General features: G+C 74.8%; 15 protein-coding genes. 6 read left to right on the top strand and 9 right to left on the bottom strand.

Translation table 11 applies throughout. From position 1 onward, the window contains the following. Positions 1-10 precede the first annotated feature (10 nt). Genes DMP17_RS39210 through DMP17_RS39200 form a run of 3 tightly spaced genes read left to right on the top strand, consistent with a single transcriptional unit; the run spans position 11 to position 3,594 of the window. Positions 11-1,255 carry an NAD(P)/FAD-dependent oxidoreductase gene (locus DMP17_RS39210; protein WP_337832166.1) on the top strand — a complete coding sequence of 415 codons (1,245 nt, stop codon included), beginning with the start codon at positions 11-13 and terminating at the stop codon, positions 1,253-1,255. 21 nt (positions 1,256-1,276) lie between these two features. Then, on the top strand, positions 1,277-2,428 hold the full coding sequence (locus tag DMP17_RS39205) for an acetyl-CoA C-acetyltransferase (protein WP_337832165.1): 1,152 nt from the start codon (positions 1,277-1,279) through the stop codon (positions 2,426-2,428). Then, complete coding sequence (locus DMP17_RS39200) at positions 2,428-3,594, top strand: thiolase family protein (protein ID WP_337832164.1); 1,167 nt, start codon at positions 2,428-2,430, stop codon at positions 3,592-3,594. Before DMP17_RS39205 ends, DMP17_RS39200 begins: the two co-directional genes overlap by 1 nt. A 25-nt stretch (positions 3,595-3,619) precedes the next feature. Here the strand turns inward: DMP17_RS39200 and DMP17_RS39195 are convergent, their stop codons facing one another. Then, positions 3,620-4,417, bottom strand: coding sequence for an enoyl-CoA hydratase/isomerase family protein (locus DMP17_RS39195; protein WP_226350364.1), 798 nt, complete (start codon positions 4,415-4,417; stop codon positions 3,620-3,622). A gap of 46 nt (positions 4,418-4,463) precedes the next feature. On the opposite strand from DMP17_RS39195, the gene DMP17_RS39190 reads away from it, so the two are divergent. Beyond that, positions 4,464-5,501 carry an MBL fold metallo-hydrolase gene (locus tag DMP17_RS39190; protein ID WP_337832163.1) on the top strand — a complete coding sequence of 346 codons (1,038 nt, stop codon included), beginning with the start codon at positions 4,464-4,466 and terminating at the stop codon, positions 5,499-5,501. 58 nt (positions 5,502-5,559) lie between these two features. Here the strand turns inward: DMP17_RS39190 and DMP17_RS39185 are convergent, their stop codons facing one another. After that, a complete protein-coding gene (locus tag DMP17_RS39185) occupies positions 5,560-6,885 on the bottom strand; it encodes a phytoene desaturase family protein (RefSeq protein WP_226350366.1) in 1,326 nt (441 codons plus the stop codon). A 57-nt stretch (positions 6,886-6,942) separates the two neighbouring features. Beyond that, complete coding sequence (locus DMP17_RS39180; RefSeq protein ID WP_226350367.1) at positions 6,943-7,587, bottom strand: TetR/AcrR family transcriptional regulator; 645 nt, start codon at positions 7,585-7,587, stop codon at positions 6,943-6,945. A gap of 52 nt (positions 7,588-7,639) precedes the next feature. Between DMP17_RS39180 and DMP17_RS39175 the strand changes: the two genes are divergently transcribed. Then, positions 7,640-8,803: a CaiB/BaiF CoA transferase family protein gene (locus DMP17_RS39175; protein WP_337832162.1), complete on the top strand. Its 1,164-nt coding sequence runs from the start codon at positions 7,640-7,642 to the stop codon at positions 8,801-8,803. Positions 8,804-8,961: 158 nt separating this feature from the next. Here the strand turns inward: DMP17_RS39175 and DMP17_RS39170 are convergent, their stop codons facing one another. Continuing rightward, positions 8,962-10,197 (bottom strand): acyl-CoA dehydrogenase family protein, encoded by a 1,236-nt coding sequence (locus DMP17_RS39170; RefSeq protein WP_337832161.1) that lies wholly within the window; start codon positions 10,195-10,197, stop codon positions 8,962-8,964. Positions 10,198-10,262: 65 nt separating this feature from the next. After that, positions 10,263-11,210, bottom strand: a complete 948-nt coding sequence (locus DMP17_RS39165; RefSeq protein ID WP_337832160.1) for a helix-turn-helix domain-containing protein — start codon at positions 11,208-11,210, stop codon at positions 10,263-10,265. Positions 11,211-11,421: 211 nt separating this feature from the next. Between DMP17_RS39165 and DMP17_RS39160 the strand changes: the two genes are divergently transcribed. Continuing rightward, positions 11,422-13,110: a class I adenylate-forming enzyme family protein gene (locus tag DMP17_RS39160; protein WP_337832159.1), complete on the top strand. Its 1,689-nt coding sequence runs from the start codon at positions 11,422-11,424 to the stop codon at positions 13,108-13,110. A 49-nt stretch (positions 13,111-13,159) separates the two neighbouring features. Here the strand turns inward: DMP17_RS39160 and DMP17_RS39155 are convergent, their stop codons facing one another. From DMP17_RS39155 to DMP17_RS39140, 4 genes are all read right to left on the bottom strand, one after another. Then, positions 13,160-14,791, bottom strand: a complete 1,632-nt coding sequence (locus DMP17_RS39155) for an AMP-binding protein (protein ID WP_337832158.1) — start codon at positions 14,789-14,791, stop codon at positions 13,160-13,162. A 72-nt stretch (positions 14,792-14,863) separates the two neighbouring features. Then, entirely contained in the window at positions 14,864-15,505 is a 642-nt protein-coding gene (locus DMP17_RS39150; RefSeq protein ID WP_226350372.1) for a TetR/AcrR family transcriptional regulator, read from the bottom strand. Positions 15,506-15,509: 4 nt separating this feature from the next. Continuing rightward, a complete protein-coding gene (locus DMP17_RS39145) occupies positions 15,510-16,676 on the bottom strand; it encodes an acyl-CoA dehydrogenase family protein (RefSeq protein WP_226350373.1) in 1,167 nt (388 codons plus the stop codon). Between the two features lie 82 nt (positions 16,677-16,758). Continuing rightward, positions 16,759-17,556: an SDR family NAD(P)-dependent oxidoreductase gene (locus tag DMP17_RS39140; RefSeq protein WP_208823282.1), complete on the bottom strand. Its 798-nt coding sequence runs from the start codon at positions 17,554-17,556 to the stop codon at positions 16,759-16,761. Positions 17,557-17,583 lie beyond the last annotated feature (27 nt).

Genomic DNA, 17,583 nt, shown 5'->3' with positions numbered 1-17,583 from the left:
AGGTGCTGCGATGCCGCCGCGTTCCGGTCCCCGTCTGGTGGTCGTCGGGGCGTCCCTCGCCGGTCTGCGGGCCGTCGAGGCCGCCCGCGACGCCGGCCACACCGGCCCGGTGACGCTGGTCGGCGCCGAGCCGCACCTGCCCTACGACCGGCCGCCGCTGTCGAAGGCCTTCCTCGAGGACGGGGAGGCCCCCGACGTCCGCTTCCGCGAGGAGGAGCACCTGCGCTCCGACCTCGGCGTGGACCTGGAGCTGGGTGCGCCCGCGACCGGGCTCGACGCCGACGCCCGCGAGGTCGTCGTCGGCGACCGACGGATCGGCTACGACGCCCTGGTGGTCGCCACCGGTGCGCGGGCCCGCAGGCTGCCCGGCGACCTCGCCGGGCTGCACACCCTGCGCACCCTCGACGACGCCGCCGCCGTGCGGGCCGCGCTCGACGCGGGGGCCCGCACCGTCGTCGTCGGCGCGGGGTTCATCGGCTCCGAGGTCGCCTCCGGCGCCCGCAGGAGGGGACTGCCCGCCACCATCGTCGAGGCGCTGCCCACCCCGCTGGTGCGCGCGGTCGGCGAGCAGATGGGCGCGGCGCTGTCCCGGCTGCACGAGGCCCACGGCACCGACCTGCGCTGCGGCGTCGGCGTCGACGCCGTGGAGGGGACCGACCGGGTCACCGGTGTCCGGCTGAGCAACGGCACCGTGCTGCCCGCGGACCTCGTCGTCGCCGGGATCGGGGCCACCCCGGACACGGAGTGGCTGGAGGGCTCGGGCGTCGGGCTGCAGGACGGCGTCCTCGCCGACGAGACGCTCGCGACCGCGCTGCCCGGGGTGTACGCCGCGGGCGACGTCGTCCGCTGGCGCAACCCGCTGTTCGCCGACCTGCCGACCGGTGGCCTGATGCGCATCGAGCACTGGACCAGCGCCGCGGAGCAGGGCGCCCGCGCCGCGCGGAACGCGCTCGACCCGGCCGCGGCGACGCCCTACGAGACGGTGCCCTACTTCTGGTCGGACTGGTACTCCAGCCGCATCCAGTTCGTCGGGGTCGCCGCCGCCGACGAGATCCGGGTCGTCTCCGGCTCGGTGGAGGAGGGCCGCTTCGTGGCCCTGTACCGCACCGGGGACCGGCTGACCGGCGCGCTGACGCTCGACCGTCGCGCCGACGTCATGAAGTACCGCGTCCGCATCGGACGCCGCACGAGCTGGGCGGACGCACTCGCGTTCGCCGAGGAGCGCAACGCCGCGGCCGTCGCGGCGGGCCACTGATCGACGCAGGAAGAGGAACTCATGGGCGAGGCCTACATCGTCGACGCCGTCCGGGCCCCGGTGGGCCGGCGCAAGGGCGGCCTGGCCGCGGTGCACCCCGCGGACCTCGGCGCGCACCCGATCCGGGCGCTGGTGGAGCGCACCGGCGTCGACCCGGCCGCGATCGACGACGTCGTCTACGGCTGCCTGGACACCATCGGCGCCCAGGCCGGGGACATCGCGCGCACCGCGGCCCTGGTCGCCGGGCTGCCCGAGTCCGTGCCCGGCACCACCGTCGACCGGCAGTGCGGGTCCAGCCAGCAGGCGGTCTCCTTCGCCGCGCAGGCGGTCATGGCGGGCACCCAGGACCTCGTCGTCGCCGGTGGCGTGCAGGTCATGTCCCAGTACCCGATCCTGTCCTCGTTCGGCGCGGGCGAGCCGTTCGGGGCGACCGACCCGTGGACGGGCAGCGTCGGCTGGGAGGCCCGCTACGGCTCCCAGGAGATCAGCCAGTTCCGCAGCGCGGAGATGATCGCCGAGAAGTGGAACCTCTCCCGCGAGGACATGGAGGTCTTCGCGCTGGAGAGCCACCGCCGCGCGCTCACCGCGATCGAGGAGGGCCGGTTCGACCGCGAGATCGTGCCCTTCGGCGAGGTCGTCCGGGACGAGGGCCCGCGGGCCGACACCTCCCTGGAGAAGCTCGCCGCCCTGAAGACCCTGACCGACGGCGGCCGGCTCACCGCCGGGGTGTCCAGCCAGGTCTCCGACGGCACGGCGGCCCTGCTCATCGCCTCGGAGACGGCGGTGCGCGACCACGGGCTGACCCCGCGGGCGCGGATCCACCACGTGTCGGTGCGCGGCTCGGACCCGGTGTGGATGCTGACCGCGCCCATCCCGGCCACCGAGTACGCGCTCAAGCGCACCGGCCTGACGATCGACGACATCGACACCGTCGAGATCAACGAGGCGTTCGCCTCGGTCGTGCAGGCCTGGCTGATCGAGACCGGCGCCGACCCGGCCAAGGTCAACCCCAACGGCGGGGCGATCGCCCTGGGCCACCCGCTCGGCGCGACCGGCGCCCGGCTGATGACCACGATGCTGCACGAGCTCGAGCGCACCGGGGGCCGCTACGGCCTGCAGACCATGTGCGAGGGCGGCGGCCAGGCCAACGTCACGATCATCGAGCGGCTCTGATGGGCACCGCCGTCGTCGTCGAGGCCGTCCGGACCCCGGTCGGCAAGGGGAAGGCCGGGGGAGGGCTGTCCGGGGTGCACCCGGCCGACCTGCTCGCCGGCCAGCTCGTCGCGCTGGTCGAGCGGGCGGGCATCGACCCCGCGCTGGTCGAGGACGTGATCGTCGGCTGCGCCCAGCAGGTGGGGGAGCAGGCCGGCAACATCGGGCGCAACGCGGTGCTCGGGGCCGGGTTCCCGGAGAGCGTGCCGAGCACCACCCTGAACCGGCAGTGCGGGTCCAGCCAGCAGGCCGCGGCGTTCGCCGCGCAGGCGGTCATGGCCGGCGTGCACGACGTCGTGATCGCGGCCGGGGTGGAGTCGATGAGCGCGGTGCCGATCGGCAGCGCGCGCGCCGGCGCCGGGGCCCGGCACGCGGCCCGCTACCCGGACGGCCTGGTCAACCAGGGCATCTCGGCCGAGCTCGTGGCCCAGCGCTGGAAGCTCGACCGCGACGAGCTCGACGCCTACTCCGCCGAGTCGCACCGCCGGGCCGCGGCGACCTGGGCCGAGGGCGGCTTCGACGCCGAGGTCGTCGCGGTCCCGGAGGCACCGGACCTGGTCACCGACGAGACCGTCCGCGGCACGACGACCGCCGAGGGCCTCGCCGGGCTGCGGCCGTCGTTCCGGACCGACGGGGCCCTCGCCCGCTTCCCGGACGTCGACTGGAAGATCACCCCGGGCAACTCCTCGCCGCTGACCGACGGTGCGTCCGCGGTGCTGGTCATGAGCGAGCGCCGCGCCGTGGAGCTGGGCCTGCGCCCGCGCGCCCGGTTCCACGCGTTCTCCGTGGTCGGCGACGACCCGCTGATGATGCTGACCGGGCCGATCCCGGCCACGCACGCGGTGCTGGCCCGCAGCGGCCTGGGCATCGGCGACATCGACGCCTACGAGGTCAACGAGGCGTTCGCGCCGGTCCCGCTGGCCTGGGCCCGCGAGTTCGGCGCGGACCCGGCCCGGCTCAACCCGCGCGGCGGGGCGATCGCGCTGGGCCACGCGCTCGGCTCGTCGGGGACCCGGCTGCTGGTGACGATGCTGCACCACCTGGAGGCCACCGGCGGCCGCTACGGCCTGCAGACGATGTGCGAGGCCGGTGGCATGGCCAACGCGACGATCATCGAGCGGCTCTGAGGGGACGGCGGGCCGCCCCCGCGGGTCAGCACCCGCGGAAGACGGCCCGCCGCTTCTCGACGAACGCGGCCCGGCCCTCGGCGTAGTCGTGGGTCGTGGCGTGGCGCTGCTGCAGCGTCGCCTCCAGCTCCAGCTGGTCGGCGAGGCGTCGCTGGGCCGCGGCGCCGAGCGCCTGCTTGGTGCTCGCCAGCGCGACCGTCGGCGCCTGCGCGAGCCGCTGTGCGAGGGTCTCCGCCTCCGCGGCGAGGCGCCCGACGGGGTGCACGGCGTTGACCAGGCCCCACCGGAGCGCGGTCTCGGCGGGCAGCCGGTCGCCCAGCATGCACAGCTCGGCGGCCCGGGTCAGCCCGATCCGCTCGGCCAGGAACGCGGTCGTCCCACCGTCGGGCATCACCCCGATCCGGACGAAGGCGAGCAGCAGGTAGGCGTCGTCGGCGGCGACGAGCAGGTCGCAGGACAGGGCGAGGGACACCCCGAGCCCGGCGCAGGCGCCCTGGACCGCGGCGACGAACGGCTTCGGCGCGGCCCGGATCCCGGTGACGATCGGGTTGTAGATCTCGCGCAGCCGGCTCGACAGGTCCGGGTCGCCCTCCGGGGTCAGGTCGCGGGCGTTCTTCACGTCGGCGCCCGCGCAGAACGCGCGGCCCGCCCCGGTGACGAGCACCGCCCGCACCGTGTCGTCCGCCGACGCGCGGCGGACCGCGTCCAGCAGCTCGGAGCCCATCTGCGGGGTCCAGGCGTTCAGGGCGTCCGGCCGGTGCAGCTCGATCCGGGCGAGCCCGTCGCCGGTCGTGTAGCGCAGGTCCTCGTAGCGCGGGGTCACCCCCGCAACCTACATTGAACTCAGATTCGAAAACAGAGGAGACCGTGTGACCGTGGAGCTCGCCGAGCAGACGCAGGACTGGACCGAGCCGGGGGCGCACCCCGTGCTGCCGGGGGTGCACCGGATCCCGTTGCCGTTGCCCACCGACGGCCTGCGCGCGGTCAACGTGTACGTGATCGAGGGCGCCGACGGCCCGACGCTGGTCGACTCCGGCTGGGCCGGCGCCGACGGCGACGCCCTCACCCGCGGGCTGCGCGCGCTCGGGTACGGCCCGGCCGACGTCGCGCAGGTGGTGGTCACCCACGCCCACCACGACCACTACACCCAGGCGCTGACCCTGCGGGCGGAGCACGGGACCCGGGTCCTGCTGGGCCGCGGGGAGGAGCCGACGGTCACCGCGCAGACCCACCCCCTCGACCACCCGGCCCCGCAGCCCCCGCTGGTGGCCCGGGCCGGCGCAGCGGACCTCGCACGCGAGTACGCCGCGCTGGTGGCGGCGATCGAGCAGTCCGACACGACCCCGTGGGGTCCGCCGGACGTCTGGCTCGACGACGGCGGGACCGTCCCGACCGGGCGGGGGGACCTGGAGGTGCGGGCCACCCCGGGGCACACCCGCGGACACGTCGTGCTGCGCGACACCGCACGGGGCGCGCTGTTCGCCGGCGACCACGTGCTCCCGCACATCACGCCCTCGATCGGCTACGAGCGCGCCCCCGAGCCCACCCCGCTGCGCAGCTACCTGGACTCGTTGCGGCTGGTCCGGGACCTGCCCGACGCCCTGCTGCTGCCCGCACACGGGCCGGTGACCCGCAGCGTGCACACCCGGGTCGACGAGCTGCTGGCCCACCACGAGCAGCGCCTGGCCGCCGCGGCCGACCGGGTCCGCGCCGGGGACGACACGGCCTGGGCGGTCGCCGCGGCGCTGCCGTGGACCCGGCGCGCGCAGCACGTGTCGCAGCTGGCGACCGAGCACGCGGCGCTGGCGGTGCTGGAGATCGCGGCCCACCTCGACGTGCTCGTCATGGCGGGGGAGCTCGTCGCGGCCGACGGTGCCGACGGCGTCCGCCGCTACGCCACCACCTGAGACGCCCGACGCGCCGCCACCCGGGCACGGGCGACGGCGCGTCGGCGGGGAGCGGAGGTCAGACGGTCGCGGTGAGCGGGAAGTCCGCGAGGATGCGCTCGGTGACGAGCTTGGCGGTCTCCGCGCACGCCGTCGTGCCACCGTTGGCGTACTCCTTGACGCCGTCGCCGACGTTCCAGAGGTTCGCGATCGGGGTCTCCGAGGTCAGGTCGTACCCGGCGACGGCGCGCTGCGGCGGCCAGCCGTCGCGCATGACGGCCACGGACAGGATCCGGGCGCCGTCGAAGCCGGGGACCTGCTCCTGGAGGTCCTTCTTCAGCAGCGCCACCTCGGCGTCGGCGTCGAAGTCGCCGACCGAGGGCTTGGGCACCGACGCCGCGACGTAGAGGTTCCAGCCGTCGGGGGCCATCTCCGGGCAGGTGTCGGTGAAGTTCGCGACGTAGCAGAGCCGCTCGGACTTCGAGAACAGCAGCATCCCCGGCACGTCCACCAGGCGCTCACGGCTGGCGAAGTTCACCGCGAGCATCGAGCACGGACGGTCCTTGATCCGGACCTGCTCGCGGTAGTCGGCCGGCAGGTTCTCCTCGCCGACCATGGCGACGGTGCCCGCGGGACCGGTGTCGCTGACCGCGACCCGGCAGGTGACCTCGACCCGCTCCCCGTCGCGGACGACGGTGGCGCCGGTGACCCGGCCGTCGGCGACGTGCAGCCGCTCGACCTCCGAGGACAGCCACACCTGCCCGCCGTTGCGGGCGACGGAGTCCGCCAGCGACTGCCAGACCCCGATGGTCCCGGCGGGGCAGAACCCGAACCGCTTGAACGCGGACTTGCGGGTGAAGTAGGTGAGGAACACCCGGGCGGGCAGCTCCTCGGAGCCGACGGCGAACACCGAGGCGCACATGTTGCGGAACACGCCCTGGACGGCCTCGTTCTTCGAGTACTTCCCGACCCACTCCGCGGTGGACATCTCGCTGCCGGGCAGCGCGTCGTCGTCGGTGCGGGCGGCGCCGATGCCCGAGAGCAGCTTCGCGCCCTGCCGGGTGAGCTGGGAGAGCAGCATGCCCCAGCCGCCGCGGGTGACGTCGAGGTTCTTCCCGCCGACCCGGTACAGCACGGGGACCTGCGGGGTGCGGACGTCGAACTCGGCGCCGACCTCGGCGAAGGTCTCCTCGGTGATCCCGCCGACCTCGATCACGATGGCCCCGTCGTTGACGAGGAAGCCGTCGATGTCGGTGGTCGAGGCGCGACCGCCGACCTTGTCGAGCCGCTCCACGACGAGGGTGCGGTAGCCGGCGTGGGCCAGCCGGGCGGCGGCGAACAGGCCACCGGCCCCCGCTCCCACCACGAGCGCGTCGAACGCGGTGTCGGACTCGATGGGCGCCACGGGTCATCTCCTTCGATCGCTTCTTTTAATCGACAGTAAATTAATGCCGTGGCCGGGTCAACCGCCCGGTGCGAGACCCTCCCGCACGATCGTCTGCGCGGTGCGCACGGTGTCGGCGAGGTCGCCGCGGTCGGGGCGCCACCACTCCGGCGCCCAGTTCAGCGCCCCCATCACCAGCATCCGCGCCGCGTGCGGGTCCAGCTCCGGGTCGAGCTGCCCAGCGGCCCGTGCGTCGTCGACCAGGCCGCGCCACAGGGCGCCGTAGCGGCGCTGGTCGCGCAGCTGGACGTCGCGGATGCCCTGCGGGAGCTGGGCGGCGTTGCGGATCGCCGCGGCGGCGTACTCCGAGTCGCGCAGCACGATCTCCAGGTGGGCGCGCACCGCGGTGGCGATCCGGTCCATCGGCGGCGTCCCGTCCGGGAGGGCGGCGAGCTCGTCGTGGACGTGGGCCATCGTGCGCCGCAGCCCGACCTGCACGACCTCCTGGATCAGCTCGTCGCGGGAGGCGAAGTGGTAGTAGATCGCCGGGGCCTGGAGGCCGGCGAGCCCGGCGATGTCGAGCAGCCGGGTGCCGGCGTAGCCGCTGCGGTTCAGCACGACCGCCGCGGCGTCGAGGATCCGTTCGCGGGTCCGCGCCGAGCGCGGCGCGGACCCGGTGCCCGCGCGGCGCGGCCCCCGTCGCCGGTCCGGTCCGTCCGTCATCGCGTCAGGCTACTGTCTAATCGTAATAAGAAAAAAGACCTGGAGGCGTGGCATGGACGAGGTGGAGCGCGGTCGTGGACCGCTGGCCGGCCGGACGGTCGTCGAGCTGGCGGGCATCGGGCCGGGGCCGTTCGCCTGCATGGCGCTGGCCGACCTCGGCGCCGAGGTGATCCGGATCGACCGGCCCGCGGCCGGGCCGCTCTCGACGGCGCCGCCCGCGGCCGACGTGCTCAACCGCGGCAAGCGGTCGGTCGTGCTGGACCTCAAGCGTCCCGAGGCGGTGGAGGCCGTGCTGACCCTCGCCGGACGCGCGGACGTGCTGGTCGAGGGGAACCGGCCGGGCGTCGCCGAGCGGCTGGGGGTGGGGCCGGACGCGGTGTGGGCGCGCAACCCCCGGCTGGTCTACGGCCGGATGACCGGCTGGGGTCAGGACGGCCCGCTCGCCCACACCGCCGGCCACGACATCGGCTACATCGCGCTGACCGGCGCCCTGCACGCCATGGGCGAGGCGGGCGGCCCGCCGCAGATCCCGCTCAACCTCGTCGGCGACTTCGGGGGCGGGTCCACCTACCTGGTGATCGGGGTGCTCGCGGCGCTGCTGGAGGCCGAGCGCACCGGGCGCGGCCAGGTCGTCGACGCCGCGATCGTCGACGGCGCGTCGCACCTGCTCGCCGCGATCCACGCCATGCTCGGCTCCGGCCGCTGGGAGGACCGGCGCGGGGTCAACATGCTCGACGGCGGCACCCCATTCTACGCGGTCTACGCGACCGCCGACGGCGGGCACATGGCGGTCGGGTCGCTGGAGCCGAAGTTCTACGCCGAGCTGCTACGGCTGCTGGAGATCCCGCGCGAGGTGGCGGCGCCGGAGGACCAGCAGGACCGGAGCCGGTGGCCCGCGCTGCGGGCCGCGCTCGCCGCGCGCTTCGCCACCCGCACCCGCGACGAGTGGACCGCCGTCTTCGACGGCACCGACGCCTGCGTCGCGCCGGTGCTGGGGCTGCGCGAGGCCGCCGCCCACCCGCACGTCGCCGCCCGGGGGAGCGTGGCCGACACCGGCGGGGTGCTGCAGCCCGGCCCGGCGCCCCGGTTCTCCGGCCACCCCGTCGCCGCACCCGCCGCGCCACCGGCCCGCGGGCGCGACACCCGGGAGGTGCTGGCCGGCGCCGGCCTGGACGTCGACGCCCTGCTGGCCTCGGGGGCGGCACAGGAGGCGTAGCCGCACCCGGCCCGGTGACCGGCCGCGGTCCGCCGGCGACATCGGCACCCGGTCGCACCACGGGGTCCCGGGTCGTCCCGTCGGCGGAGTCCCGGACGGTGGGCCCGCGGTGCGCGACGCGGCCGGGCACACCGCGTCGCGCAGCGGACCTCCGGACCTCAGGACATCCCGGACGCCGCGAGCGGGTCGTACCCGGCGCCGGACAGCAGCGTCTGCATCTGGCGCCGGCGCACCCCGATGTTGGACCCCTCGATCACCGGGTAGGCCAGCGCCTCGTCCAGGAGCCGCTTGAGCGGGAACCCGTTGTCGTAGGCCGAGACCCCGACCACCCGGATCAGGTCGTTGATCACCTCGACCGCGGTGTCGGAGCCGAGGACCTTCGCGTGCAGCGCCCACTCCAGGCCGTGCGGGTCACCGGACAGGGCCGCGTCCAGCGCCCGCCACGACAGCAGCCGGACCGACTCGATCCGCGCCTTCGCGTTCGTCAGGACGTCGGCCACCGCCTGGTGCTCGATGATCGGGACGGCGCCGCCCCGGTGCTCGGTGGTCGCGAACCGGAGTGCGATCTCGAACGCCCGGCGCATCGCCGCGACGGAGAACGTGCCGATCGAGGCCCCGCTGCCGACGAACGCGGCACGGGTCAGCTCGACGCCCTGCCCCTCGGTGCCGAGCAGGTTGCCGCGGGGCACGCGGACGTCGCGCAGCCGGATCCGTGCGGTGAGACACCCGCGCAGGCCGGGCAGGTCGTAGAGGTGCTCGACCTCGATGTGCCCGGCCAGGTGCTCCCGCTCGGCGACGACGAGCGACACCCCGCCCGGGGCGCGGCAGACGATCGTCATGATGTCGGGACCGTCACCGTCCCACCCGGGCAGGTGCGACGCCCACGCCTTCGTCCCGTTGACGAGGTAGTGGTCGCCGTCCGGTTCCGCCGTGGTCCGGACCCCTTCGGCCGGGGCGGGCGCGTCGAAGTTCGCGCTGCCACCCGGCTCGGAGTACGCCATCGCCGCGACCGGTGCGCCGGCATCGGCCAGGAACGGCGCGACGAAGCGCTCGATCTGCTCCGGGGTGCCGACCTGGTAGACCGGCACCAGCGCGATCAGCGGCCCGGCCATCGAGATCACGAAGTCCGGGCTGTGGGCGGCCCACTCCTCGATCAGGATCGCGGCGTCGACGCCGTTGCCCGCGGCGCCGCCGAAGGGCACCGGGATCAGCCCCTTGAGGAAACCGGCCGCCACCGCCTGCTCGAACGCCGGCCGGGCGAGGTCGGCACGCCGGGCCGGATCCGGCTCGTTCCGCACGGCCTCGGCCAGATCCGCCAGGTGCGCCTCGGCGAACTGCCGGGCCACCTTCTTCAGCTGCTCCTGCTCGGGTGAGAGCGAGAACGACACCGCCATCGTCGACCTCCGTCGTCAGTCATGCGATCGACGCCAGTCTCACGGCGGGACACCGGTCGGTCCGTTCAGTCCGTGCACGCTTCCCGTGCAGTTCGTGCATCGCGGCGGGCCTCGCTCGGCGACCGGCCGAACGCACGCCGGAAGGCCCGGCTGAACGACGACGGGCCGTCGTACCCCACCGCCGCGGCGACCTCGGTGACCGCCGGCGCGGCGCCCGGGCCGGCGAGCAGCGCCGCGGCCCGCTCCATCCGACGGCGGCGCAGCAGCGCGGCGAAGCTCTCGCCGCCGGCGCTCACGGCGGCGTGCAGCGTGCGCGGAGCGACGCCGAGCTCCCGGCTCACCGACGCCACGCCGAGTGCCGGGTCCCCCAGACCGCGGTCGATGCAGCGCAGGGCCGCGGTCCGCAGCGCGGCCCGCGGGTCCCTCGCGGCGGCGCCCTGCCCGCCGGCGACGCCGCACAGCGCCGAGACGAGGGCGGCCTCGACGTCGGGGGCGCCCGGCCCGGGCTCGACCTCCCACATGGCCCGCACGAGACCGGTCACCACGGCCCCCGCCCCGTCGGCGCCCCAGGCCCCGGCGAGCAGGTCCCGGACCGTGTCACGGCGGCTGCTCAACAGCGCGTGCGGCACCCGGTAGGACACCATCTCCCACGGCGCGTCGAACGCGAACCGGTAGGGCTCGGTGGTGTCGACGACGGTGAACTGGCCGGGCCGCACCACCGACCGGCGACCGGCCTGTTCCACCCCGCACTCGCCGACCGTCTGGAGGTTGACGAAGACGTAGTCACCGTCGGTCCTGGCGACCTCCCGGCGCCCGTGGATGGTCGTCTGCGGCTGCGAGCCGAGGGACGCCCGGACGACCGAGTCGAGCGACCGCGTCTCGACCCGGCTCGCGAAGCCGTGACCCGCGACGGTCGGCGCCGGCGACAGCGGGACGAAGGCCTCGCAGATGATCTCTCTCCAGTACGCGAACTGCTCGCTCGCGGGCTGGGAGGACACGTCCCACACCGTCATGCCGCGCCTCCGTGGTCCGCCGGGCCCACACCATCGTCGGCACCGCCGTGACATCAGCGTCGCGTCCCGATCACGTCCGGGTCAACAGCCGGTCGGCCGGCTCGGGAGACGCGCTCCGGCCGGGCCCCGGTGTGGGCCGGACGGACGATTGCCCGCTCCATCCAGCGGTGTCTAATCTACGAGCGATTAAACATCGACGAGGAGGCCGACGATGCCCGCCCCGATCGCGCACCGCCGAGCGGCCCTGGAGGCACGCCACCCGACGTGGCAGCCCCGCACGCTCGACGGGTTCCTGGACGACTGCGCCCGCGAGTTCCCCGACCGGCCGCTCGTCGTCACCGACGACCGCACCCTCGACTACGCCGGCGCCGCCGAGTTGACGGCCCGGCTCGCCGGCGGGCTGGCCGCGCTCGGCGTCCGCCCGGGCGACCGGGTCGGCCTGCTCATGGCCAACCACCTGGAGTTCGTCCCGCTCAAGTTCGCGGTCGCGCGGGCCGGCGCGGTCGCCATCCCGTTCAACTTCCTCTACCGCCGCGACGAGCTCGCCTACGTGCTGCGCCAGTCCCGCTGCACGGTGCTCGTCACGATGACCGGCTACGGCGACCTCGACCACCTCGCCCTGCTCGACGACGTGGCCCCCGGCTGGGAGCACGGCCCCACCGCCGAGCTCCCGGACCTGCGCGCGGTCGTCCAGCTGCCGACGGTGCGCCCGGCCCGGCCCGACGTGACGACGGTGGAGGAGCTGGGTGCCCTCGGCGAGCCGGTCGCGGCCGGGTCCACCGGGGTCGCCCCGGGCGACCTGGGCGACATCCTCTACACCTCGGGCACCACGGGGTCGCCGAAGGGGGTGATGATCACCCACGACGCCGTCCTGCGCACCGGCTACGCCTCCGCGCTGACCCGCGCCTTCGAGGACGGGCGCCGCATCCTGTTCTCGCTGCCCTGCTACCACATGTTCGGCTACGTCGAGGGCCTGGTCGCGGCCATGTTCGTCGGCGGGGCGATCGTCCCGCGGCTGGCGTTCTCCGCGGCCGACTACTTCGACGGCATCGAGCGGCACCGCGCGACCGAGATCCTCTGCGTGCCCACCATGACCGTCGCCCTGCTGGAGCACCCCGACCGTTCCGCGCGCGACCTGTCCTCGGTGTTCGCCGTGCTCTCCGGCGCCGCGCCCGCGCCGGTGTGGCTGTGGGAGCGGGTCCGCGCCGAGCTGGGGATCTCCGAGATCACCACCGGCTACGGGATGACCGAGTGCGGCGGCGCGATGACGATGACGCTGCCCGAGGACCCCCTGGAGCAGCACTCGGCGACCGTCGGGCGGGTCAAGCGCGCCGGGGTGGCCGGGCTGCCCGACCACGACGGCGACCTGTGCCACTACCGGACCTGCGACCCGATGACCGGCGAGGAGCTGCCGGCCGGGACGGAGGGGGAGCTGGTGTCGTCCGGGCCCACCCACATGCTCGGGTTCTGGGACAAGCCCGAGGAGACCGCCGCCGCCCTGCGCGGGGGCCGGGTGTTCTCGGGCGATCTGGGCCGGGTCCGCGACGACGGCTACCTGGAGATCACCGGCCGCAGCAAGGAGCTCTACAAGAGCGGCGGCGAGCTGGTGATGCCCAAGGAGATCGAGGAGCTGATCACCCGCCACCCCGGGGTCAGCCAGGCCTACGCCGTCGGTGTCGCGGACGACCGGTGGGGCGAGGTCGGGTGCCTGTGGATCGTCCCGGAGCCGGGCGCGACCGTCGACCCCGACGCGGTGCTGGCGCTCTGCCGGGAGAAGCTCGCCCGGTTCAAGGTGCCCAAGCACGTGCTGGTGACCACCGCCGAGGACCTGCCGACCACCCCGACCGGCAAGGTCCAGAAGTTCCGGCTCGCCCGGCGCGCCGCCGAGGTGCTGGGCTGAGAAGGGGTCGGGCCCCGGGCGGCGCCCGGGGCCCGACCCTGTCGTGCCCTCAGGCGTCGAGCTGGTCGCGCAGCACGAACTTCTGGACCTTCCCCGACGGCGTCACGGGCAGCTCGTCGACCAGGAACCAGCGCACCGGCACCTTGTACGGGGTGAGCCGCTCCAGGCAGTGCGCGGCCAGCTCGTCGGTGAACCCGGGCTCCTGCGGCTCGTGGGTCACCACCGCGGCGGCGACGATCTCGCCCCAGGTGGGGTCCGGCAGGCCGACCACGGCCGACGCGGCCACGGCCGGGTGCTCGGCCAGCGCGACCTCGATCTCGGCCGGGGCGATGTTCTCGCCGCCGCGGATGATGAGCTCCTTCAGCCGGCCGGTCAGGGTGATCATGCCGCGGTCGTCCATCGAGCCGAGGTCGCCGGTGTGCACCCAGCCCTCGTCGTCGACGGTCGCGGCGGTGGCGCCGGGGTCGTCGTAGTAGCAGAGCATCTGGTTGTAGCCGCGGGCGCAGACCTCGCCGACGGTGCCGAGCGGCACGACGTCGCCGGTGGCGGGGTCGACGATCCGCGCCCCGGTGTGCGGCAGCGGGCGGCCGACGCTGCGGACGAGGTCGTCGGCGGTGTCGGAGCGCCGCGTCAGGCTCAGCACGGGGGAGAGCTCGGTCTGGCCGTAGAGGTTGTGCACGAAGGCGCCGAAGGTCTCCCGGACGGCGGTGATCATCGACCCGGGGACGGTCGCGGCGCCGACCAGGACGGTGTCCAGCGCCGGTGCCTGGCCGTCGCGGCGGCGCGCCTCGTGCAGCACCGCGCCGAGCACCGTCGGCACGCTCATCAGGATCGTCGCGCGCTCGTCGTGCATCGCGTCGAGCACGGCGCCGGGCTCGAACCGCTCGATCAGCACCACCGTGCCGCCCAGCACCGCGGGGCCCAGCGTCGAGATGACGCAGCCCGCGGTGTGGAAGGTCGGCAGCGGCGCGACGGCGACGGCGCCGTCGCGGGCCTCGGCGGTGTACATGGTGAGCCGGGCGTTGTTCAGCAGCGAGCGGTGCGCCAGCAGCACGCCCTTGGGGCGCCCGGTGGTCCCGGAGGTGAACTGCATCATCGCCGGGGCGTCCGGCGCGCTGCGCTCCGGCATGTCGGGCGAGCCGCCGTCGAGCGGCGTGCCGTGCAGCCGGTCGGTGTCGGACAGGCTGACCACGTGGGCGAGACCGGCCACCCGCGGCACGACGTCGGCGACGACGCCGGTCAGGTCGTGGTCGCGCACCCGGTCGGCGTGCAGCAGGACCGTCGAGCGGGACAGGGTGAGTGCGTACTCCAGCTCGCCCGGGCGCAGGGCCGGGTTGAGCGCCACCAGCACGACCCCCGCCAGGCCCGCCGCGTACTGGACGATCGTCCACTCCGCGACGTTCGGCGCCCAGATCGCGACGTGCCCGCCGGGCCCGGCGAGCTCCAGCAGGGTCCCGGCGACCCGGCTCGCCTCGTCGAGCAGCTCGGCGTAGGTCCAGCGGCCGGCGGCGCCGTCGTGCCGGGTCGCGACGAGCGCGACGGTGTCCGGGTGCGCGGCGGCCTGCTCGCGCAGGAGACCGCCGACCGTGCCCTCGACGAGGCCGGGGCCGGGGCCCTCGAGCCACTCGGAGCGCCCGGTCGCCGGGGCGGGGGAGGTGGAGCTGACGGCCTGCGTGCTCATGACGGGCCTCCGTGAGGCGGGAGAGGGCGTGGACCGATCGAATAAACGAACCTAGATAAAATTCCGGTCGGGTCAACCGCCGGTCGGAGCCGACAGCCCGCGCCGGACGATCGTCCGGGCGGTCCGGACCAGGGACTTCAGCGAGCCGCGCCCGGGGCTCCACCACTCGCACGCCCAGTTGAGCGCGCCGAGCACCAGCATCCGGGCCGCCCGCGGGTCGAGCCCGTCCCGCAGCTCGCCCGCGTCACGGGCGGCCTCGACGAGCTCGCGCCAGAAATCGCTGTAGCGCTGCTGCTCCGCCAGCTGCCGGGTGCGGACCTCCGGGGGCAGCTGCTGGGTGTTGCGGATCGAGGCGACCGTGTAGTCGGAGATGCGGAGCACGACCTGCAGGTGGGCCTCGACCGCGCAGCAGATGCGGTCCATCGCCGTCGCCCCGGCCGGCAGCTCCTGCACCTGCGCCCGCACGTGCTCCAGGTTGCGCACCATGCCCGCCACCACGACCTGTTCGACCAGGTCCTCGCGGGAGTCGAAGTAGTAGTAGACGGCCGGCGGCCGGACCCCGGCCAGCCGCGCGACGTCGGCGAGCCGGGTCCCGGCGTACCCGCGCGTCGCGAGCAGCGACGCCGTCGCGTCCAGGATCCGGCGCCGGGTCCGCGCCGACTTCTCGCCGGGGCCCCGGACGCCCGCCGTCCGGACCGTGTGGGCGCGGGGCACGACGTCAGTACGACGCGGGCAGGCCCAGGCTGCGCTGGGCGACGAAGTTCAGGACCATCTCCCGGCTGACCGGCGCGGTCTTGAGCATCCGGGCGACGAACCACAGGTCGGCCAGGCCGTACTCCAGCGACAGGCCGTTCCCGCCGTGGCTCTGGATCGCCTGGTCCAGGGTGCGCAGCGAGGAGTCGGCCGCGGCGAACTTCGCGATGTTCGACGCCTCCGCGGCGTCGGCGCCCGCGTCGAACAGCTCGGCGGCGCGGTAGGTCATCAGCCGCGACAGCTGGGTCCCGATGTAGGCCTCGGCCAGCGGGTGCGCGACGCCCTGGTGCGAGCCGATCGGCACGCCCCACACCTGGCGCTCGTTGGCGTAGCCGGTGGCCTTGTCCAGCGCGTAGCGGGCGATCCCGTTGGAGATGCAGGCCGCGGTGATCCGCTCCGGGTTGAGCCCGGCGAACACCTGGCGCAGGCCGTTGCCCTCGTCGCCGATCAGCGCCTCGGGGCCGACCCGCACGTCGTCGAGAAACACGGTGAACTGGTGCTCGGGCTGCTGCAGCGCCGCCGGGATGGTCTGCCAGGTCAGTCCCTCGGCGTCGGTCGGCACGACGAACAGCGACAGCGGGTGGCGCCCGCCCGGCCCCGGCTCGGGCTGCCGGGTCACGACCAGGACGGCGTCCGCCTCGTCGATGCCCGAGGTCCAGTACTTCTGCCCGCGGATCCGCCAGCCGTCGCCGTCGGGGTGGGCGGTGGTGGTGATCTCGTGGCTGTTCGAGCCCGCGTCCGGCTCGGTGATCGCGAACGCCATCTTGAGCGAGCCGTCGGCGATCCCCGGCAGCCAGCGCTCCTTGAGCTCGTGCGAGCCGTGCGCGTCGATGATCGACCCGCAGATCGCGGGGGAGATGACCATCATCAGCAGCGGGACGCCCTGCGACGAGGCCTCCTCGACGACCACGGCGAGGTCGCTCATGGTGCCGCCGCCACCGCCGTAGGCCTCGGACAGGTGCACGCCCAGGAACCCGGCCGCGCCGAGCTCCTTCCACAGCTCGGTCGGCTCCTCGTGGGCCTTCGCCTTCTCCATGAAGTAGCTGTGGCCGTAGCGACCGACCAGGGTCGCCACCGCGTCGCGCAGTGCCGCGCGCTCCTCGGTGTCGGCGACGATCAGCGAGCTGGGCATCGGTGTCTCCTCGGGGGCCCGGATATTTTTCTAATTCAGAATAGGTAAAAGGGTGGGGCTCCGTCAACGCGGCCGGAGCGGCTCAGGGCATCGACGAGCCGCCGCCGACGGCCACGACCTGGCCGGTGACCTGGTGCGCCGCGGTCTCCGAGGCCAGCCAGGCGACCGCGTTGCCGACGTCGGCCGGGGTGGTGCGCCGGCGCAGCGCCTGGGTGCGGACGATCGCGTCGACCTGGTCCGGCGCGAACAGCGCGTCCGCCCCGCCCGCCCAGACCGAGCTCGGGCCCACGTGGTCGTCCTCGGGGGGCAGGACCAGCCCGGGGGCGACGACGTTGCTGCGGATCCCGAACCGGCCGTTCTCCCGCGCCACCGTGCGGGCCAGCGAGATCAGCGCAGCCTTGGTGCCGCCGTAGATGCCCTGGCGGACGGCGCCGTAGGCGGCGTCGCTGGACAGGAACACGATCGCGCCCCGGCCGGCCTCGCGCATCGGGCCGAGCACGGCCTGCGTGCAGTCGATCGCGGCGAACAGGTTCACCTCGACCGTGCGCCGCCAGAGGTCCCGGTCGGTCTGCTCGGCGAACCAGCCGGGCCTGCTCCATCCGGCGTTGTTGACCAGCACGTCCACCCCGCCCCAGGCCGCCACCGCCTGCGCGGTCACCCGGGCGCCCGCGCCCTCGGCGGTCAGGTCGGTCGCGCACGCGGCCGCGTCCGGTGCGCCGAGGTCGCGCAGCTCGCCCGCGACCCGTTCGGCCTGCTCGCCGTCGATGTCGACGACCAGTACCCGCGCCCCCTCCGCCGCCAGGACCCGGGCGATGCCCCGCCCGATGTTGGCCCCCGCCCCGGTGACGACGACCCGTGCGTCGCGCAGTCCCAGATCCACTGTGCCTCCCGTTCTCCGGCCCGGTCT

This window comes from Pseudonocardia sp. TMWB2A, from assembly GCF_017312135.1.
The sequence above is the reverse complement of the archived record's forward strand: the minus strand, read 5'-3'. Positions and strand labels throughout refer to the sequence as shown.